Genomic DNA, 20082 nt, shown 5'->3' on the forward strand with positions numbered 1-20082 from the left:
GAGGAAGCAAAGGAATGCGAAAACACTGTATTGCGATTGGCGGTGGGGGCTGGATGATGGGAGAGAATCCGAGCCCGCTCGATCAATACATTTTGTCTTTGTCTGGTAAGGAGAATCCAAACATTTGTTTTCTACCTACAGCCACGGGAGATGCCGATGAAGTGATTGAACGTTTTTACGATGCGAAGCTTAGTGAAAACGTGACCCATTTTCCGCTGTTTAAGTTTGAAGCTGGTTGGAAAGAAACGCTATTTGAACAAGACATCATTTACGTCGGTGGCGGTAATACGCGTTCGATGTTGGCCATTTGGCGCGAATGGGGAATCGATAGAATACTCAAGCAGTGTTATGAACAAGGCATCATCATTTGTGGCATGAGCGCAGGTGCAATTTGTTGGTTTGAGTTTGCGGTGACAGACAGTGATCCCGAAGCATACCAAGTTATGCGTTGTCTTGGATTTATTGACGGTTTGGCTGCGGCGCATTTTTCTCATGTAGGTGAGAAGTTCGAGGTTTTCCAAGCCTTTGCTCGTTCTCAACCGAGCATCACTTGTTATGGCATTCACGATTATGCGGCATTGCACTTTGTTGATGGAAAATTGTTAGCTACTGTCACCAGCTTCCCTGATGCAGGCGTGTTTGTTAAAACAGGTAACGAAGAAAACATATGGCGAGGGTGAGCTTCTTCAAATCAGCATTAAAGGCAATAACTACTGACCGGACACAGAAGAAGCTCATGGATTCAGCTAACTTACATTAGGTATCGTGCTTACAGCTCGTAACGTAGACCTAAGTGGTAGTAGCTTTCGTCTGCGTGCGCACCGCCAAACGAGACTTCTTGTCCATTGCTGTAGCCACGCGAGCCGTTACGATCAACGTAGTTTGTGTAGATAGAAGAACGAGGCGTCAGTTTGTATTGCACTTCTAGCGTTGTATCTTTCAGCTCTAGCTCGTCACCATCACTGTTTTCTAAAGAACGATAACCAGCACGCAGTACCCATTTGTCATTTACACTGTAAACCGCCGTTAGTTCCATCACTTTGTCGGTACTGGTTTGTGAGTAATAGCCCTCTAGTTCATCTTCCGAGTACAACGCACCCAACATCAAATCACCTAGGTAGTAACGCGTACCTGCGCCCCAGAATGTGTAATCGGTGTCGTTGCTTTCACGTGCATCACCTTTATTCTTCTGCATCGCTATCACTGGTGCCAAGGTACCCAAATTCCCCATGTCTAGCGTATAACGCAGTGCAGTGTTGTAACCGTATTCGAGCTCAGAAGTGTTGTTTCCTAAAATGTACGCGACAGAAAAATCGACATTACCTAGGCTGTTTTGGTATTGCAGCGTGCCATCTTGACGGAAAACTTGCGTTGCGGTTTTGTCGACTTTATTCGCTTGGCGCGCCATAGAAACATCGGAAGAGGCGAACACATCACCAATGTCGGTAAACATAATCAACCCAGATGCCACGCGACCACCAGTAATGCGACCATAATCTTTCGCATCAATACCCGCCCATACATAACGTGCGGTCAGAGACGGTTTGTCGTTTACTTGGTTTGCGTATTCAGCGGCACCCACTTGGTATTGCGCTTGGCCGATGATCGACGCGTACTCGTTGATGGTTTGTGAACCGTTTAAACCAATACGGCCATCAAACTCGCCATTTGCATCGCCGTGCTCATCATTTTTACTGGTGACATTGAAACCAAGACGAGAGTAAATATTTAAAACTGACCCATCTTCCGCTTGATACAGCTGCGCTGCCATTGCGTTTGATGCCATCAATGTTGGGAGAAGTAGAGTCAAAATGTGCTTTTTCATGATTAACGACCTTTCATTTCTATTGTTTTAGGTACGACAAAGCCCCTTCCGAGTAACGGAATAAGAAAAATTGTCGTGAAGTAGAGAGAGGGTGCGCCCTTGTTTGCCAAGGGCGCGAGCTAGTCCATTCCTATAGGGGAAGAATGATTTAGCTTAAATCGACGTCTTTGCAGCCAAAGAAGTAAGTCGCGAGGAAGCCGACGATGTAAGAGATAAGCAGGCCGGCAACAAACACCATCATGCCCGGGAAGATGCCATTTTCAGATGTCATGAGAGGAATCGCCACGATACCGGACGGGCCAAACACCGTATTAAGACCAACTGGCAAGCCAAGGTAAGAAACTAAACCGATAAAGAAGCCGCCTGCAGCACCACCAATACAAGCGGTAACGAATGGTTTTACGCGTGGTAATGTCACGCCGTAAATCAATGGTTCGCCAATGCCTAGAAGACCCGGAATAATGGCGCCTTTAACTTGAGTGCGTAGTAGAGCGTCTTTTTTGGCTTTGAAATACAGCGCCATTGACGCGCCAACCTGACCGCCACCAGCCATCGCCAAGATAGGAAACAGCGAGTTAAAACCCTGTGCTTCCATCAATGCGAAGTACACTGGAACAAAACCCTGGTGGATGCCAAATACCACAGAAATTAAGAACAAACCTGCCAAGATTGCAGCGCCTAATGGGTTATCGTTTAAGTTGAGGAACAACCAAGACATCCCTTTAAACAGCTCGCCGCCGATCGGCATGATGATCAAGAAGGTTACCGCACCCATGATCAATAGAGTAATAACGGACGTTAAGATCATGTCCAGATCATCAGGCATGTATTGACGGACTTTACGCTCGACTTGCGCACCGATGATCGCCGCCAAAAGTACGCCGATAATGTTGCCGCGCGGATCAATCGCAAAGCCGAAAAACTCGTTCATGCCAGAGTAAATGCCGGATGTAGCCTCTGGGTTGTAACCCAGCACAAACAAAGAGGCGAGAATGGCACCATTAACACCAGAGCCGCCAAACGCTTGCTGCGCGTTGTAACCAATCAGAATACTTAAGAAAGCAAACAGACCCTTACCAAAGACTTTCATGTAGGCGATCAAATCCAACATAAACTGGCTTGGTGTCTGGTCAAGAACAAACATCTGCTCCAATAACGTCGCAAAACCTAGCAACAAACCAGCGGCAATAAAGCCTGGGATCAACGGCGTAAAGATAGTGGCAAACTTGCTTAAAAAACGCTGAACCGCACTGGTTTGCTTACTCTTCATCTGTTTTTTCTGCTCGGCTGCGACGGCAGAAAGATCTTGTTGCGGCATATCTGCTTCTTCACTGTCACCAGAGGTTAAGCTGTCGATCAATTGATTCATCATCTCAGCCGCTTGTTGAGCTTTTCCGGGACCGAGAATGATCTGAAACTGCTCATCGCTTTCCACCACACCCATTACGCCGGGAATTTGCTTGATAACTGATTGATCAGCCAAGCCATTGTTGGCGAGCGATAAACGCAAACGCGTCATACAGTTACCACATTTGCTTACGTTGTTACTGCCACCCACTGCGGACAGCAACTGCGATACTGTGTTTGAAGTTATTTTTGCCATAGGGTCTATCCTTCAGAACTCGGATTATTTAGTTATTATTTAGTGCTGCGCGAATAAAGCCGTTGTGCGCGGCGAGGCGTGATTTGGCTTGTTCGGCATCCAAATCGGCCAAAATCATTAAGATGGCGGTTTTGCAGTGGCGACCGCAGGCCTTTAATGCTCGCTCTGCTTCTTCTTTTGATGCGCCGGTTGCTTCCACAACAATGTTGGTTTGGCGTTGGATGAGCTTGGCGTTAGTGGCTTCTACATCCACCATTAAGTTGCCAAATACCTTACCGCTACGAATCATTGCGCCTGTCGTGAGCATGTTTAGCACCAGTTTTTGTGCGGTGCCGGCTTTCATGCGAGAAGATCCAGTGACAACCTCTGCGCCAACTATCGGCAGAATCGCGATGTCGGCCGCTTCTGCCATGGCACATTCTGGATTACAGGCGATAGATGCGGTCGTGGCTCCGATGGATTTAGCGTAGTCCAAACCACCTAGTACATAAGGTGTACGGCCACTCGCTGCAATGCCTACAACCACGTCATGCTTGGTGAGGTGAAGTGCTTTTAAGTCGTCTTGACCCATTTTCGCGTTGTCTTCTGCGTTTTCTACCGCTTTTAAAATCGCTTGATGTCCACCAGCAATTAAGCCAATCACCATATCTGGATGCGTGCCGTAGGTAGGAGGACACTCGCTTGCATCAAGAATGCCTAAGCGACCTGACGTACCAGCTCCCATGTAAATTAAACGGCCACCATTTGCAAAAGCTTGGGTAATTGCGTCAACTGTCTCTGCAATTTGTGGTAGCACCGCTTTTACCGCGAGCGGGACTTTTTGATCCTCTTCATTAATGACTTGCAGCATCTCGATGGTCGAAAGCGTATCGATCTCGGCACTGGCTGGGTTACGGCTTTCTGTCACCAATCTGCTTAAATCAATCTTCATGTTTTGCACTCTTCGTAATGTTCAATCTGAGGGCGATTTTATGGAATAAAATATTCAGGTTTGGTGATAAAAATCACACTTGAGGTTATTCTTTATGCAGGAGAAATTTGGAATAATGAGAGAAAATATACGTCTATTACATCCGGGATTAACTGTCTTGGTTAGAATAATCAGGGGGTTAAATCAAACGCCTATTATTTCTGTTTTGGAATAATTTATTTAAAATTTTTGAGGTTTTTGTTGTGTCAGTTATCAATAGGATAGTCGCGAGGCGTACTCAGCTTTCGCAAAGTGGTCGTTTGGTTGGCGATTGGATTGTTGAAAACGCAGAAAAGGCGGCGCTGCTCACTAGCCAAGAACTTGCGGCGCAAGTAAAAGTGAGTCAATCGAGCATTGTGAAATTTACTCAGCGTATCGGCTTTAAAGGTTACAGCGAGTTTAAGTTAGCTCTGAATGAAGAGATTGGCCGTAAGCATGCGACGCAGTCGACACCGCTGCACAGTGATATTTTGGCTGACGACCCCATTGCGGTTATTTCACAGAAACTGGTGAAAGCGAAAACCGACGCTATGTTTCAAACTACCAATACGCTGTCTTACGAAGCGTGTCACCAAGCGGTGAAATGGTTGAGTGAAGCGCGTCGAGTGCAAGTGGTCGGGATTGGGGGCTCTGCACTGACCGCGAAGGATTTAAGCTTTAAACTGCTTAAACTTGGTATTACGGCGCTTTCTGAACAAGACAGCCACGTGCAGATTGCTGTTGCCCGCACGCTCTCTCCAGAAGATGTTCAGATCGCAATCTCGTTTTCGGGTGAGCGCAAAGAAATTCTCGTCGCGGCAGAAGCGGCAAAAGAGCAGGGCGCGAAGGTGATTGCGTTATCTGCTCCTGGGAGAAGCCGCTTGCGTGGTATTGCCGATATTACGTTTGATACGATTGCCAATGAAACGGAACATCGCAGCTCATCCATTGCTTCGCGCACCGCGCAAAACGTGATCACCGATTTGCTGTTTATCATCTTGGTTCAGCAAAGAGACGAAAGTGCACGTCAGTTGATCAGCGATATCAGTACCGACATCAAACAGATCCTCACATGATCGCTTAACCAACAGCGGACTAAAGATCCGGATCGTGCATCAGTAAAGCAATAAAAGCGGATAGATGCTTTTCAATGGTGAGATCGGCAGAAATTGCCGGTAACTCCAACGTGATGCAAGGTAAATCACGTTCACTACACCAAGTGCCGAATGAGCCGGGTGTTTCGTAGTCGACATCGTCCACGATTGGCAGCTGAAACTGCTCGTGGAGCCATTTGGCAAGGTTGGAATGTTTGGGATCATCTACAAACGCAAGCGGTTCGTGAAACGACACTACAAACTTTGGCCTGCGCAGTTCAATCAAGTTAATTAATGCGCCAACTTCTGGCTCTAGCTGGTTTTTAGAGCCTGTTTTCACCTTTACGTCTCGAACGGGTGTGTGAGAGCTCCATCGATACACGGTGCCATGCTCAGTCCAATTTGGGGTTGGAAACGCGCGATTGAGATCCACTTGGTTTGCATTTGCACGTGTGCCTAGCTGGTTGCCGTCAGGATTCATTGACAGAATCACATCATGTCGTAAGTTTTTAGCTGGCAAGCTTCTTAGCGCACAGGACAAACCTGCAATCGAGGCTGTCTCATCCCCGTGAGTGCCTGCCAAAATCAAACCTCGCGAAGCACTTTCGACTTGTGCCGGAAAATACAGTAATGGCGCACCAAGCACGGAATGACCGTATGTTGTTGGCCGAATTAAAAATGCCGCTCTTTCCGTTCTTGGAATTAGACTCACCGTAATCTCCTGATTGATGAAGTAATATCAATATCTAAGCTAATTACACCTAGCTAAACCGAACCGTTTAAACTCGTCAACGGTTGAAATGTTAATTGTGGCGCTTGCTTCACAAGACGCGTTAGGAGAACGAAAAACGATATGGATTTTAAAAAACATTCAACGGCGTTGCTGATTTCCTCTTTATTCACCCCTTTTCTTTCTGCATCTGTCGTTGCGGATACCTTACCTAACGGCGTTCAACTCGCCGCAGAACAGCATTTAGTACGTGCGAATGACGCAGAGGCGGCGACGCTTGATCCAGCGAAAGCCGAAGGTCTGCCAGAAATGCATGTGATTCGTGACTTATTTGAAGGGCTTGTGATTCAAGATCGTGACGGAAACATTATTCCCGGTGTGGCAGAATCATGGGAAACCAACGACAACCAAACCTTTACTTTTCACTTGCGCAAAGACGCGAAATGGTCGAATGGCGAGCCTGTGACAGCGGATGATTTTGTCTATTCACTGCGCCGAGCGGTAGATCCGAAAACCGCTTCTCCAAATGTTTGGTATCTCAAACTCACCAAGATCAAAAACATCACCGATGTAGCAGAGGGCAAAAAGCCTTTGGACGATCTCGGCATCAAGGCAGTGGATAAATACACCCTACGTTTTGAGTTGGACAGTCAAGTGCCGTACTTTGTTGCTATGACTGGGCACACGTCCATGATGCCAGTGCATCAAGCGACAGTGGAAAACCGCGACAAGCCGTGGAGCGATCCAGACCAATTTGTTAGCAACGGTGCATTCACATTGGATAAGTGGGTCGTGAATGAGCGCATTGAACTGGTTAAGAGTCCAAGTTACTGGGACAGCGCAGATACGCATCTAAACAGAGTGACTTACATTCCGTTTGAAAACCAAAACGCGTCGATCAATCGTTATGCGGCAGGAGAGTTGGATATCACGTCCGATGTGCCGACTCATATGGCGCAGAAGCTTAAACAAGATTACAAGCAGGCTTACACGGTGGTGCCATTACTGTGCACGTATTACTACGCGTTCAATACCACTCGTCCGCCATTTGATGATGCGCGAGTGCGTCAAGCGGTGTCGTACTCCATCATGCGTGATGTGATTACGAATGGTGTCACGCAAGTGGGCAACCTTCCTGCGTATACCTTTGCGCATCAGTACACTGCCGGTTTTGATGCGACGCCCCCTGAGTATAGTAAGTGGAGTCAGCAACAACGTGACGAGAAAGCGCGTCAGTTGTTAAAAGAAGCGGGTTACAGCAAAGACAAGCCGCTCGATTTTAAATTGCTGTACAACACCAGTGAGGCAAACAAATCGATCGCGGTTGCGATAGCGTCGATGCTACAAAAAAATCTCGGTGCAAACGTGGAGTTAGAAAACCAAGAGTGGAAGTCGTACTTAGTGGCGCGTAAACAAGGCAATTTCGATGTGATGCGTGCTTCCTGGTGCGGTGATTACAATGAAGCGTCTACTTTCCTGAGCTTACTTCGCTCAGGTTCTTCGGGTAACTTTGCACGTTACAGCAGTGAAGCGTACGACAACGCGATGAACAGTGCATTGGCTGCAACCAATGAGAAAGCACGCCAAGGTTTCTATGATCAAGCCGAGCAATTGTTGGCGGCGGATATGCCAATCGCACCGATTTACTACTACATGCAAGCGCGTTTGGTTCGTCCTACGGTTGGCGGTTTTGCCAAGAACAACGTAGAAGGTCGTATCTACTCGAAAGACCTCTACATCAAGAAGTAGCGCTCAAAACAAGCGATAAATATGAAGCCCCGAAGATGTATCTTACGGGGCTTCTTTTTATTGTTAGCGAGTGGAGAGCTTATTCACGAGCATAGCGACTCGTTTGCCAAGATACTCCGCCGTTGCAACATCAGAAGCATGCAACTGACCACCTTCACCACCTTGTGCAACAATACCACCTTGTACACCATAACGATTCAGGCTTTGCTCCCCAGAATTGCTGATCTTATCCAACCCGACCCACATCATGCCGTGTTGGTTAGCGAGCGTTTGTAGATATTGTAATGTGCAAGATTGGTCGCCATTCATTGCCCCACCACTGGTAAAGCCTGCCGCGATTTTGCTCGCCCATTTTTGGTAATACCAAGATTCACTGCTTGCATCTGCAAATGCTTTAAACTGCGCTGCTACACCGCCCATATAGGTCGGTGAGCCAAAGATAATCGCATCACACTCAGCAAGTTCATCCATTAGTTTAGGGTTCACAAAACGTCCCTCAATAATCTCACTACCTTCAATTCGGTGAGAGAGGATTTCACATTCATCTTGCTGCTTAATGCCTTGTTGTTCAAGGCCTGCGGCAATCGCGCGAGCAAGCTGACCAGTAACGTCGGTTTTAGAGAAATAAATAATCGCAATTTTGGACACAATGGTTCCTTTTTTCATTGTTGATTTTTAATCGTGCGACTAAGGCTAAAACCTCAAGCTAAGTTGAGGTCAAGAAGAGATTTGAGATAGATAAAGTACGAATTGGTATCTAAAGAGCTTTCTTATAGGGTAAGTCGACGGCATAACTACAGTGAATGCAACGACGATGAATATCGTGTATAAAAGCGTTAAAGGAAGATCTTAAAGATGTAGAAAACTCTCTTGGAAACAATGATAAAGGTACCGATACTAGTGATGAGTAATAGGCGGAAAAATAGATTAAAATATGTAAACTCAGACCTGATCCAAGGCGGGAAAAGTACATTTCATCGTTTCTTAAGGCGAGGGATTATTATCATTATGGTAGGAGGCCTTTCTACAGCCTCTTCCACGGTATTTGCACACTTTATAGCGGGTGTGTTTGATGTGGATATGAATGTTCATCCAGAGAGCTTAGAAGAAAAAGTGCATGCACTACTTTTTGTTTCGGTCAGTCTTGTTTTTTACCTCTTTTATGCCCTTATCTCGCTAAATATTAGTGGTTGGCTCATAATGAAGCTAAAAATATAAGCTTAACTAAAACCATGTCCTTGTATTTTAAGGAAGATGGAACTAGTGACGATTTTTTCTTTGCTTGCACCATCTCTATTTTTTGTATTTATTTAAGGTTCGTAAATAAGAAGCTTCCTTTGGTTGAAGTGGCGCTTTTGGTTTCGGCGATGTGTCATGCTTTTATCATGAAAGAATACAGTGGTGACCTTCAGCTTATACGTTTTGTCTCTTCACTGTTTTTCGCCATTAACTTTGGGTTATTTGTGACCACCAAGTGATACTAAAAAGCCGATGTAGATACATCGGCTTTTTAGTGGGTTATTTCTTTCTGCGAGTATAAATCCGTGATTTTGCTTTACTTGGCTCTGGCTTGTTTTTTGCCAGCTTTAGCACTGCTTTTTGCAAAATCTGGTTGTTTGGGTAAGTGATTAAGTTTCCGTTGTCGTGCTTAATTAACACGTGAAACATGCTGATTTCTTGAATCTCACCGCAGATGTCTTCATCTTTGTCTACGACTTTAATTCGGTCACCCACTCGGTACGGGAAGACAAAAAAGATCAAAAAGCTGGCAGTGATGTTGCTCAGAATTGACCACTGCGCAATAAACGCCACACCTAATACGGCAAAAATGGACGATAGGAACAAAGACACATCGCCATAGCCAATACCTGTGATAATGGCAAAAATAGAGGCGGTCAAAAATAGCAGCGCGACATTGAAACAGCGCTGAATAAAACTCAAACGAGCCTTTTTTACACCTTTCGTTGTTGCCAAATTTAGGATGGCTCTATTTACAATCCTCTTCAGGATGTGATACGCGATCAGGACAAAAATGCCCATCAATAGTTTGTAACCGAGGGAGCCCGTAGTGAAATACTGGCTCACTTGCTCAAATTGGATCCAATCATTCATTTCTTCATCTCGACGATATCTAGAAAGCGGCTTTTATAGCTGATTTTTTGCTGTAAGTAATCACAATTTTTCTTTACACCATTTGTCTCTGTGTTGAGGTACCACAGAGTACTATATAAGTTAATCAAAGACTTAGTGAGCATTACGAACTCTTTGGCTTCATTACTTATATTCAATCAAAGCTGACGTGATTTTGAAGAGAGCATTCTTTGAGCTGTATCCCATATCCGACATTCTATGACGCTAGTTCCTCATAAACGAGCTGAATATGACTTTTGTCCTGATAACCTAAGGTGTATTAATTGAAATAGCTTTTAGGGCGTTGAAAAATGGAAGAAGATGAAAAGGCGATTATGATTTTATTCGTGATTGTTGGCCTTGTACTCGTTTGGGTCGCGCTTGAAGAACTTAATTATCTCGGGCTCCCAATAAAATAAGCCCCGTTAAACACAAGTTAAACGGGGCCTTTGCTTTTATCAATGTGAATTCAGGCTAGCTAACCGCACGCACTTTGCCTTGTTTCAAATCGTTCAGCACTTGCGCTTTAGGGCCATCTGCGATGATGCTGCCTTTCTCCATCACAATTACGCGATCAACGATGTCGAGCATAGACGTTTTGTGCGTAATCAGAATCAGCGTTTCACTAGGTTTCAACTGTGCTAATTGATGTTTAATGTGCATCTCTGAGCGATTATCCATCGCACTGGTTGGTTCATCCATGAGTAGAACAGGAGGACGACCCAAAAATGCACGAGCGATCGTGACTGCTTGACGTTGACCCCCCGAAAGCATTGCACCACCTTCACCAACTTGGCGTTCTAAGCCCGCTGGGTCAGATTGCGTAAACGCAGTAACACCGGCACGATTCGCTGCGTCTAGTACGTCACGGTCATCGGTTAATGGGCGACCTAGCGTAATGTTGTCGCGGATAGAACCAAAGAACAGATTCGAATCTTGCGGCACACAACCAATATTACGGCGAATGTCGACATGATGCAGCTGTGCGATGTCGGTATCATCAATGCGAACATGACCTTCCGTCGGCTGATACAAGCCCATGATGAGACGCTCTAACGTGGTTTTACCCGAACCGATACGGCCTATGATCGCTACTTTTTCGCCTGGGTTAATGGTCAAGCTCAAATCTCGAATCGACGCCACCGGTGAATCTGGGTAGTGGAAGGTCACGCGTTCAAGTTCAATTTTGCCTTGTACTATTGGGCGGTGAATGTAACGTTTACCTTCTTCTTGTTCATCCGGCATTTCCATGACTTGATTGATAATTGTCATAGAAGATTTCGCTTGGTTGTAGCGCGTAGAGAGTAAGGATAACTGAACCAAAGGACCAATCGCGCGGCCGCTAAGCATGGTTGCGGCAATCAAACCGCCCATGGTTAAGTCGCCTTCTGCAATTAAGTAAACGCCTAGGATGATCATCCCTACGTTACTACTTTGCTGCACAAAACCTGCCGCGTTTTGAATGCTATCCGTAATTCGGCGGCTTTTTATATTCCAGTTCGCCATGTGCGCAACTGCCTCTTCCCAGCGGTATTGGAATTGGCTTTGCGCACTGAGCATTTTTACGGTTTCTAACCCAGCCAGGCTCTCTATCAAATTGGCATATTTTTGCGATGCTAGGCGTGAACCCTCCTCTATGGAGCGACGCAGCGGCCCTTGTATCAGTAGCGAGTGAATAATCAAAATGACCACGCCCACCATCGGTACATACACAAGATCGCCAGCCATTAGCCATATAATCACTAAGAACAGAATGGCAAAAGGCAAATCAATGAGAGCACTGACGGTCGCTGAAGTAAAAAACTCTCGAATAGATTCGAATTCTTGTAAATGGCGAGCGAAGGCACCGACCGAAGGCGGCTTCGATTCCATTCTAATCCCCATCACTTTGCTGAACAGTTTGGATGAAATCAGAATGTCAGACTTCTTGCCCGCCACATCAATGAAGTAATTTCTCAGCGACTTGAGAATGAAGTCAAACAGGAACACGACAAAGATGCCACTTGCTAGTACCCATAGGGTTTCAAACGCAAGATTCGGAACCACTTTGTCGTACACCAAGCGAGTGAATAGCGGAGCGGCAACCGCAAAGAGGTTGATGAGAAGTGATGCGATTAAAACATCACGGTAGATGCGTTTTGACTGCCACAAGGTTGACCAGAACCAGTGGCCTTCGTTGGTTTTGAGCACTTCGGGAGAGCGCTCATCGAAACGGAATTGCTTTTTAACTAAAAAGTACCGACCAGTGTATTGCTCAAGTAGGTCTTCTAATGGAATAGAGATCGGCACCATTCCACTTTCTAGGGTGGTGACTTCGGCCTCGCGTTTCTCCATATTGATGCTGTTGAGAACGCAAGAGTCACCGCCTTTAAGAACTAAGATTGCCGGCAGAATTAGGCTAGAGATGCTCTCCAGCTCTGCGCGGTTTTCCTTGGCAACCAATCCGGCCCTTTCCGCTGCTCTTGGTAGCAAAAATGGGGTCAGTTTACCGTCAGATAGCGGTAGTCCGTTGACTAGCGCTTCTGGCGAGTTAGCTAACCCATAGTAACGGCTAACGTAGATGAGCGAATTCAGTAAAGGGTCTTTCATCGTTGATAAACCTTTTTATTCCTTGTCGACGATGAATCCTTGGAATACCTCAACAAAATGTTCAGTGAGGAAGTCCAACTGGATTTGAGTTTCGATACGCGATGCGATAGTCGTAATACCAAGGTTGTGGGCAGTACGAGAGATCGACGTTAGCGTGAATTTCTGTTTTTCGTCGTGCAAGTTGTGTGTGAATAGGTAATCGAGCTTCACATAGTTCGGGCGGAACTCTTGGATGTATTCCAAAGATTGGAAGTTACGTCCGTAGTTATCTACGCCGAACTCAGCACCTGATTGGCGAATGGCATTACATAACAGTGCTGTGTGGTGAGGCTGATCGATAAAGCATTCCTCTGGAATTTCAAAGTGTAGCTTAGAGGCCACTTTGGCGTGTTTTTCCAGCATGCTAGTTGTCCAGCGAATAAACGATGGTTGAGATAAGCTGCTTTGCGCGATGTTAATCGCGACTGGGTCATTAAGTTCACCACTTTCTAGCATCTTAATCATTGATTCAATGACATACTGGTCAAAGATGTTGGTGGCGTCTAACTGTTCTAGTGCGAATAGGTATTGATTCGCACGATACGTTTCACCATCTTTTTCGATGCTTGAAAATACTTCGTTGTGGAATACTTTACCCCATGTGTTTTTCGCAGCTTGGAAACGGAATTTAACCCAATCACTATGAATGGCTTCTTCAACCAACGCTTTCCATTGCTGTTTACCCATCAAACTAGAAGGTGTATCACTGCCAATGAAGCCGTATGGCTTGTCTGGTTGCGCTTTGGCTTTCGATAGTGCGTTGTCCACCATCGAGAGGATTTCAGAGCGCGTTTTCTGATCTTTGCTGTGTGCAACCCCTAGTGACGCTTTAGGTTTTGCTAAGCCTGTTGGGTCAGTATTTAGGCCGTTCACACAATTGACGATGCTGTCCGATAAAATGCGTAACTCGCTCTCATCCATATGAGGGAAAAGCAAGCCGAACTCATCACTAGATAAGCGAGCAATAGTGGCACCCGGAACATCAATGGTGTTTTTCAAACGTTGAGACAGTTCTTTAACGTGGGCATCTGCGCGTTGGTAATCTTTGGTCTCGTAAATGTCCCCAATGTATTCAGCATGGAGTAGCGCGATACCCCCTTGCGTTTGCTCTGCAAGCCATTGGTCAATTTGGTTGATGTAGAATGAGCGGTTACCCAATTTAGATATAGGATCGAGGTAAGCTTGAGCACGCAGACGTTGAGCCTCTTTGGCTTGCTCTTTGAATGATAGCTCGATTTGAGCAGACATCATGTTAATGCCATCTACCACCGCGATAAGATCTTTGGTTCTTGGACGAGCAAGCGGTTCACCAAATTGGTTATTCGCGATTTCATGCATTTTATTTACGATGGCCGTTAATGGTTTTAGCGAGCGACGTAGGATGTATGAAATTGCCACTAAACCAGCTAGAAAAATAACACTGAATACAGACAGCAAGCCAATAAAACCTTGCCAGAGCTGCTCGTAAGCTGCGCCTGGGTGGCTAATGATTTCTACTTCGGCGAGCTGCATCCAACCACTGGTCACAACACGCTTATCGTGAATCGCTTTAAATAGATTCATGTCGATAAACCATTGTGGCACCGTACTTGGTTTAACTGGGTAAGTACGCACGATCTGGTAGTCAGAATCTAATGCTGTAAGACGAACAACGGAGTAGGTGCTGCCGTCAAATAGAGCATTAATCACGGACTCAACCGCGACTTTATCTTTGTCCTTTAGGTAAGGAGCCAGTGCCAAACCTACGGTGTTAATAGTGTTGTTGACCTCTGAACGTTGCTGTTGCTCCAAGCTGTCTCGAGTCGTGTTGAATTGGATTACGAATACTGATGCCAACAAGAGTATAAAGACCGTAACCATCCCCACCACAAGCTTCTTATATAGGGTCATGTTTCTCACTCGTCATAGTTAATTTTAGGTTTATTTAACTGCAACTTACGTTCGCGCGAGCGTAAGTCATTCCAAAGGCTCAACCGTGATGCTTTCCCTGCCAGCTCTCCAGTGCTAGCAGATGACTTCATCAACCACAGGTTTGTACCATTAAAACTGTATATCGGTAGCAAGTCGCTACGCTTAGAGGCTCGGACAATGTCAGGATTGATATTATCGAGAATGAGCGGCTCAGAACTTGGGGTAGGGTAGTAAGCTAATACCATGTGAAACTGATTCAGTTCGATGGCTTTTACGTATATTAACCGCATCTTTGAATCTGGTATTCCTAGCTCGAGTAAAGAGAAGTACTTAGCAATAGTGAAATCTTCACAGTCTCCTGCGTTACTCCCTAAAAATTCGAGTGGCGTAGCCCAATAATCTGTCTTTCCCCACAGTTTTATGTCGTCAACGAAATACAGCTGATTAAAAAAGTCGTTAACGCCAGCGAGCTGTTCATGAGTCTCTAATTGTTTAAATAAGTCGAGGTTCTTTCGCCATGTATTTACGCGCAATCCCGCACGTTCGCCGTACACCGCTGTGACCGTATTGACCCATCGTTGTTCTTTACTGTTCAGCGCACCAAGTTGGAACGACAAACAACTTAAGCTGATTAATAATGTAACTTTACGCTGCAAATTGGATCGCATATTCGACTCGTATCACAAGTATACTCTTCTAGAGAGTTCGTCAGTGAGAAATAAGTGCTTTTTATTTAATCACTTATCGCTCAATACTCCCTATCGCGAGTATCTTAATGTGGTTTACTCCTTCAAGGCGTTCGTTTTGGCACTTAAAATCGGTTTAAGTAGATATTCCAAAACGGTTCGCTTCCCTGTGATGATATCGACCGATGCTGTCATTCCTGGAATGATTGGTAAATCTGCATCTTGACCAAAGTTTGTTTTTTCGGTGCGTACACGAACAATGTAGAAGCTGTTGCCTTCTTCATCTTGAGTGGTATCCGCGCTGATATGTTCCAACTCACCCTCTAAACCGCCGTACTTTGTGAAGTCGTAAGCTGTAAATTTCACGATAGCATGAAGATCTGGGCGTAAAAATGCGATGTCTTTTGGCGCAATTTTCGCTTCTACCAATAGTGTGTCTTCTGTTGGTACGATCTCGACGATATCCATACCAGGTTGGATAACACCACCGACAGTATTGATGTTCAGTGTTTTGATTTTGCCTGTTACTGGCGAATTCACAACCGTTCGGTTTACTCTATCTTCCAAGCCCACCGCTGATTCAACCAAGGCAGATAACTGGTCTTGGGCGCTGTTGAGTTTCTCTTGCTGTTCAGAGCGGAATTTGAGTGCAACATCAATACGGTTGAGCATGGATTCTCGAATCGCTGATTGCAATACGGGAATCTTGAGCTCACTGGACGTCATTTCACGACGGGTATCGTTGACTTGGCGCTGTAATTTGAGCAGTTCAATACGAGGAACAACGCCCTCGTCTGCCAAAGGTTTGGTGATATCGAGTTCTTTTTTCGCGTATTGGTAGCTTTGACGCAAGTTCCTTACTCGTGCTTGGATCTCTACCAAGTCCTGCTGCTTTTGCTGCACTTGTTGGTCAATAACAGAAAGTTGGTTGCGTAAATTATCTAGATCTTCGCGATATTCTGCTTTTTGACGCTGTGTGAGTTGAGGTCGAGTCTCTTCCAAGGTTGGTGGGAAGGTCAGTTTACCGTAATCAAGTAGTACACTTTGACGCCAGTTTTCCGTTTCAAAATCACGATTAACGGCAACACTGTTAATAGAAGCGGATAGTTGCAGCACAGATGCGGTAAGGTTGGCAACTTGTTGCTCACGTTCACGAAAATCTGAGCGAAAGCGGGTGTCATCGATAAGCAGTAACTGTTGGCCTTTTTCAACCAACTGACCTTCTTTGACCAAGATTTCTTTGACTAAGCCACCTTCTAAGTTTTGGACTACTTGTATCTGTGAGGAGGGAATCACTTTACCTTGACCAACCGTGACTTTGTCGATTTCAGCCCAAGATGCCCAACCTATTGCTGCAATGAAAAATAGCACCATAACCCAGAGCATAAAACGCGCGCTGTTGGGGGTATTGAGGAGCAATGCTGCAGTTTTGTCATCAACAAAATCCAACTCTTCATCGTTGAGTTTGTTGTAGTTATCTCGGCTCATCACAGTCCCTGCTTATATAATTACGGATTATCTTTTTGATCTTATTATTATTAACCGATCATGTCAGCATGCTCGGCTAATAAAATATGAGAAGAGGGTTATTCTCTCTTCAAATGAGCTTTCTTACACTTTCTAAATCAAACAAAAGCATAATTAGCGCCGGAGTATAGCTATTACGCCTTGAACTTGGCTTTATCCAACTGATGTTTTTTTAGTTTGTCGTACAAGGTTTTGCGTGATACCTGTAATTCTAGTTGAACCTCTTTGAGTCTGCCGCGATGTCTTTGCAATGCATCGAATAACAAGCAATATTCAAAGTATTCTGTGCGCTGAGTCATACTCTGAATTTCAAGACTTTTCTCACTGTTCCAATCTTCCATTCTAAAAGTATCTGGCTTGAGGGCACGAAGTTCAGCAAATTGGCGTAGCTGCTTAACGTTTTCTGGCCATTCGAGACTGGTGAGGTGTTTGACCTCTTCTAGGCTGATATGTGGCGGCTGTAACTGATATCGACTCGCTGTGTGGCGCACAAAGTGCTTGTATAAAGGCCCTATATCTTCCTTTCTTTCATCGAGCGTCGGTAAGTGAATTAGAGTCGCCAGGGATTTTAGAGGTGGCTCGGCTTGGGTGGTCGCGCCAAAAACACGCTCAAGTTTTGGGTGCTTGAATAAGTATTCCCATTGCTCAAATGATACATGCTCTGCGCTATGTAAGTACAAACTGCAGTGGCGTTTTCCTTCACTTAAGCGGTGTATGGCTTTGTCGAGCGCTTCTAATGAAAGCTCATAGAGGTCTTCACCAGAAGCGGCGATTAGCTCACTATCCGGTGTTGCATGTATGTCGTGGGCAAATTGTGCAGCGAGTCGCCGACCCGTACCATCTTGACCTACAAAAATGAGCGGCTGGCTTGTGGGCGCACTGATCAAGGCGCGACGAATACTAACCATGGCCTTACTGTGACCAATCATTTTCGGACCAACATGAGTTTGCATGTCGAGCTCTTTCTTAAGCCAGATGTTTTCTTGCAACAAGTTCAGTTTATCGCTGGCATTGTTGAGCGATTTCATGAGCTGTTCCGTTGAAAACGGTTTTTCTAGAAAGTCGTACGCGCCGCTTTTCATCGCATCTACCGCGGTTTTCACATCTCCATGTCCAGTAAGTACGATGAATTGAAAGTGATCGTTTTTGCTTCGCAAAGTTCGCATAAACTCCAAGCCATCCATCACGGGCATATGGATATCGGTAATGATAATCGCAGGCGTATTTGAGTCGATTACGCGTAAGGCTTCTACTGCGTTTGGTAAGCAGGTGACGTCTATCCCTTCAATCAGCAGGGCTTGAGACACGGCATCACGAATGTGTGGTTCGTCATCAACAAAGAAAACTGGGTTATTCATGGTCGTTTTCCACTTCTGGGGTACGTTTATTCTGATTGACTATTGGTAGCGTCACGATAAAGGTCATCCCTCCTGCTTGTTGTTCTGTGTTCTGATGTTTATAGGCACAGAGGGAGCCGTGATAGCTCTCTATAATCCGCTTGGAGATTGTTAAACCTAATCCAAGACCCTCCGGCTTAGTCGTAAAAAATGGGTCGAACACTTTTGCTAGGGCTTCGTCTGACATCCCTGGTCCGTTATCGGAAACAAGAATGTCGCAACTGTCATCATGACACTGAACAGCAATGGATATTTGCGGATCGATACAGTGGTTTTCCATCGCTTGTGCGGCGTTGTGGAAGAGGTTTATCAGCACTTGTTCTAATTCAACGCTGTGAATGGCCAGCTTCACATCATAGTCGATGGCCGGAACTTTTAGTGTTACTCCTTGCTTAATAAGCTTGTTGCTCAAAATGCTGGTGGCAGTATGTACCGCGTCGTGCAGTACTGAGATTTCATTGTGTGAATCGTGCGTGGCTTTCCGAGTAAAGACTTTTAAGCGGGCAATGACTTCCGAAATGGTGTCATTGAGTGTCAGCATTTTACCCAAATTGTCAGCGACCATTGGGTATTTTTCCATTGCCAACAAACGCTGCGAGTTTTCGGTATAGGTTCTTAGTGCGGAAAGTGGCTGATTTATCTCATGATTAATACTGGCTGATAGCTCGCCCAACAGTGCCAATTTCGCGGCTTGCGTCAGTTCTTGTTGTGTTTGTTTAAGCTCTTGTTGGCTTTGCTCATATTGGCGGATGGTCTGTTGTAGTTTTTGGTTGGCTTCACTCAGAACTAGTGTCCGTTGCACTACTTTTTCTTCTAGGCTCACATTGAGATGGGCAAGGCGTGCTTTGTTAACTAGGGTTTGGAACCACGCTAACGCAATTAGAGCAATGAGCGCATATAAGATCAGGAAGACGATATCGGCCTGTAAAACGGCGGCAAGAACGCTGTTGTGGTTAATTAAGGCAACGACGCGAAACCCTTTATCCAATAAGTGTGTTGCGTATGCGAGGTAATTCGGTGATAGAAGCAATTGATTGTCATCAAACTCCGTGACACCACTGTGTGCCGTTAACTCACCAAAATATTCGGGTAAGGTATCGCCATATTGACGCGTTTCGGTAAGTTCATTTATTGCACTCGATGACAGTGGGAAAAGTGCACGATAGCGCCAGTCTGGTAAATTGCTCATAAACACGACATTGTGTTTATCTGTAATGAGTACGTCAGTCGTGGTTTGCGAAAGGCGCTGTTCTAATTGCTCCAAATTCACTTTTACTGTGATCACGCCAACGACTTCCTCATTTACCCACAGCGGAGATGAGAAGAAGTACCCACGTTTATTCGAGCGCACGCCTAATCCAACATATTGAGCGGGCTCACCGCGTCGCGCATTTTTAAAATAGGGGCGATAGCTAAAGCTAGAGCCAACAAACGTATCTTCTTGCTGAAAGTTACTTGAGGCTATGACTAACCCGGTGCGGTCATGAACGTAAATCGTATCGGCCAAACTTTGCTTCAACCAATCTGATAACAGTAGGTTGAGCTCTTGAGAGGGCGTTCCGCGCTCTACTGCTTTGAGTAGTCTTGGGTCGTGACTTAATAGGTTTGGTATCTGTTCAAACTTTGCCAGTTCGTAGTCCACTTCTTGTGACACTTGCGCGGCTTGTCTCTCTAGCTTTTGTTGCCATTGATCATGTTGGTATTGAGTTGCGTAATGATGAGTAAGCGCAAGCCCTGAAATGCCGACGGCACACAGTAGCAGTAAAAAATGACGTAGGGCTTTGGGGTTGAGTAAGTTCACGATCGGCTCACTGGTTTTTTGTGTCATGGTATCAAATGACGCACTGTGATGC

Annotated in this window: 16 protein-coding genes; 4 read left to right on the forward strand and 12 right to left on the reverse strand. The window is 45.4% G+C overall.

Annotated features, from left to right (window positions below; translation table 11 throughout):
• Nucleotides 1-14 precede the first annotated feature (14 nt).
• On the forward strand, nucleotides 15-680 hold the full coding sequence (locus R8N46_RS00580) for a peptidase E (RefSeq protein WP_130545317.1): 666 nt from the start codon (nucleotides 15-17) through the stop codon (nucleotides 678-680).
• Nucleotides 681-769: 89 nt separating this feature from the next.
• Here the strand turns inward: R8N46_RS00580 and R8N46_RS00585 are convergent, their stop codons facing one another.
• From R8N46_RS00585 to murQ, 3 genes are all read right to left on the reverse strand, one after another.
• Nucleotides 770-1825, reverse strand: coding sequence for a porin (locus R8N46_RS00585; RefSeq protein ID WP_213972082.1), 1056 nt, complete (start codon nucleotides 1823-1825; stop codon nucleotides 770-772).
• Nucleotides 1826-1973: 148 nt separating this feature from the next.
• Nucleotides 1974-3428, reverse strand: coding sequence for a PTS N-acetylmuramic acid transporter subunit IIBC (gene murP / locus R8N46_RS00590; RefSeq protein WP_062730872.1), 1455 nt, complete (start codon nucleotides 3426-3428; stop codon nucleotides 1974-1976).
• Between the two features lie 28 nt (nucleotides 3429-3456).
• The gene (murQ, locus tag R8N46_RS00595; RefSeq protein WP_053303963.1) at nucleotides 3457-4359 is read right to left on the reverse strand and encodes an N-acetylmuramic acid 6-phosphate etherase; all 903 of its coding nucleotides are present in this window, start codon (nucleotides 4357-4359) and stop codon (nucleotides 3457-3459) included.
• A gap of 242 nt (nucleotides 4360-4601) precedes the next feature.
• Here murQ and R8N46_RS00600 point away from each other — a divergent pair, with 242 nt between their 5' ends.
• Nucleotides 4602-5453 (forward strand): SIS domain-containing protein, encoded by an 852-nt coding sequence (locus R8N46_RS00600; RefSeq protein ID WP_213972083.1) that lies wholly within the window; start codon nucleotides 4602-4604, stop codon nucleotides 5451-5453.
• Nucleotides 5454-5472: 19 nt separating this feature from the next.
• Here R8N46_RS00600 and mpaA read toward each other — a convergent pair whose 3' ends face one another.
• Nucleotides 5473-6183 carry a murein tripeptide amidase MpaA gene (gene mpaA, locus R8N46_RS00605; protein ID WP_115386879.1) on the reverse strand — a complete coding sequence of 237 codons (711 nt, stop codon included), beginning with the start codon at nucleotides 6181-6183 and terminating at the stop codon, nucleotides 5473-5475.
• Between the two features lie 141 nt (nucleotides 6184-6324).
• On the opposite strand from mpaA, the gene R8N46_RS00610 reads away from it, so the two are divergent.
• Entirely contained in the window at nucleotides 6325-7950 is a 1626-nt protein-coding gene (locus R8N46_RS00610; protein WP_115386878.1) for an ABC transporter substrate-binding protein, read from the forward strand.
• Between the two features lie 63 nt (nucleotides 7951-8013).
• On the opposite strand, the gene R8N46_RS00615 is transcribed toward R8N46_RS00610, so the two are convergent.
• Complete coding sequence (locus R8N46_RS00615; RefSeq protein ID WP_115386877.1) at nucleotides 8014-8598, reverse strand: flavodoxin family protein; 585 nt, start codon at nucleotides 8596-8598, stop codon at nucleotides 8014-8016.
• Nucleotides 8599-8829: 231 nt separating this feature from the next.
• On the opposite strand from R8N46_RS00615, the gene R8N46_RS00620 reads away from it, so the two are divergent.
• A complete protein-coding gene (locus tag R8N46_RS00620) occupies nucleotides 8830-9168 on the forward strand; it encodes a hypothetical protein (RefSeq protein WP_025500824.1) in 339 nt (112 codons plus the stop codon).
• Between the two features lie 300 nt (nucleotides 9169-9468).
• Here the strand turns inward: R8N46_RS00620 and R8N46_RS00625 are convergent, their stop codons facing one another.
• The 7 genes from R8N46_RS00625 to R8N46_RS00655 all read right to left on the reverse strand — a co-directional run bounded on the left by R8N46_RS00625 (nucleotide 9469) and on the right by R8N46_RS00655 (nucleotide 20057).
• Complete coding sequence (locus tag R8N46_RS00625; RefSeq protein ID WP_213972084.1) at nucleotides 9469-10062, reverse strand: mechanosensitive ion channel family protein; 594 nt, start codon at nucleotides 10060-10062, stop codon at nucleotides 9469-9471.
• A 492-nt stretch (nucleotides 10063-10554) separates the two neighbouring features.
• Entirely contained in the window at nucleotides 10555-12669 is a 2115-nt protein-coding gene (locus R8N46_RS00630; RefSeq protein WP_005374556.1) for a type I secretion system permease/ATPase, read from the reverse strand.
• Between the two features lie 15 nt (nucleotides 12670-12684).
• Complete coding sequence (locus R8N46_RS00635) at nucleotides 12685-14598, reverse strand: EAL domain-containing protein (RefSeq protein WP_005383568.1); 1914 nt, start codon at nucleotides 14596-14598, stop codon at nucleotides 12685-12687.
• A 5-nt stretch (nucleotides 14599-14603) separates the two neighbouring features.
• Complete coding sequence (locus R8N46_RS00640; protein ID WP_005374561.1) at nucleotides 14604-15287, reverse strand: transglutaminase-like cysteine peptidase; 684 nt, start codon at nucleotides 15285-15287, stop codon at nucleotides 14604-14606.
• 114 nt (nucleotides 15288-15401) lie between these two features.
• A complete protein-coding gene (locus R8N46_RS00645) occupies nucleotides 15402-16793 on the reverse strand; it encodes an HlyD family type I secretion periplasmic adaptor subunit (RefSeq protein ID WP_005374562.1) in 1392 nt (463 codons plus the stop codon).
• A 173-nt stretch (nucleotides 16794-16966) separates the two neighbouring features.
• Nucleotides 16967-18190: a sigma-54-dependent transcriptional regulator gene (locus R8N46_RS00650; RefSeq protein WP_005383565.1), complete on the reverse strand. Its 1224-nt coding sequence runs from the start codon at nucleotides 18188-18190 to the stop codon at nucleotides 16967-16969.
• Entirely contained in the window at nucleotides 18183-20057 is a 1875-nt protein-coding gene (locus R8N46_RS00655; RefSeq protein ID WP_017634535.1) for a sensor histidine kinase, read from the reverse strand. The genes R8N46_RS00650 and R8N46_RS00655 overlap by 8 nt, the downstream gene beginning before the upstream one ends.
• Nucleotides 20058-20082 lie beyond the last annotated feature (25 nt).

Origin of the sequence: Vibrio sp. 1874, from assembly GCF_033344395.1 — a bacterium.
GTDB classification, from domain to species: Bacteria; Pseudomonadota; Gammaproteobacteria; order Enterobacterales; family Vibrionaceae; genus Vibrio; species Vibrio alginolyticus.

Excerpts from the sequence above, each read along its gene's own strand:
- R8N46_RS00580 (WP_130545317.1), top strand. The coding sequence starts at position 15 with ATGCGAAAACACTGTATTGCGATTGGCGGTGGGGGCTGGATGATGGGA.
- R8N46_RS00585 (WP_213972082.1), bottom strand. The coding sequence starts at position 1,825 with ATGAAAAAGCACATTTTGACTCTACTTCTCCCAACATTGATGGCATCA.
- murP (WP_062730872.1), bottom strand. The coding sequence starts at position 3,428 with ATGGCAAAAATAACTTCAAACACAGTATCGCAGTTGCTGTCCGCAGTG.
- murQ (WP_053303963.1), bottom strand. The coding sequence starts at position 4,359 with ATGAAGATTGATTTAAGCAGATTGGTGACAGAAAGCCGTAACCCAGCC.
- R8N46_RS00610 (WP_115386878.1), top strand. The coding sequence starts at position 6,325 with ATGGATTTTAAAAAACATTCAACGGCGTTGCTGATTTCCTCTTTATTC.
- R8N46_RS00620 (WP_025500824.1), top strand. The coding sequence starts at position 8,830 with ATGATAAAGGTACCGATACTAGTGATGAGTAATAGGCGGAAAAATAGA.
- R8N46_RS00625 (WP_213972084.1), bottom strand. The coding sequence starts at position 10,062 with ATGAATGATTGGATCCAATTTGAGCAAGTGAGCCAGTATTTCACTACG.
- R8N46_RS00630 (WP_005374556.1), bottom strand. The coding sequence starts at position 12,669 with ATGAAAGACCCTTTACTGAATTCGCTCATCTACGTTAGCCGTTACTAT.
- R8N46_RS00635 (WP_005383568.1), bottom strand. The coding sequence starts at position 14,598 with ATGACCCTATATAAGAAGCTTGTGGTGGGGATGGTTACGGTCTTTATA.
- R8N46_RS00640 (WP_005374561.1), bottom strand. The coding sequence starts at position 15,287 with ATGCGATCCAATTTGCAGCGTAAAGTTACATTATTAATCAGCTTAAGT.
- R8N46_RS00645 (WP_005374562.1), bottom strand. The coding sequence starts at position 16,793 with ATGAGCCGAGATAACTACAACAAACTCAACGATGAAGAGTTGGATTTT.
- R8N46_RS00650 (WP_005383565.1), bottom strand. The coding sequence starts at position 18,190 with ATGAATAACCCAGTTTTCTTTGTTGATGACGAACCACACATTCGTGAT.
- R8N46_RS00655 (WP_017634535.1), bottom strand. The coding sequence starts at position 20,057 with ATGACACAAAAAACCAGTGAGCCGATCGTGAACTTACTCAACCCCAAA.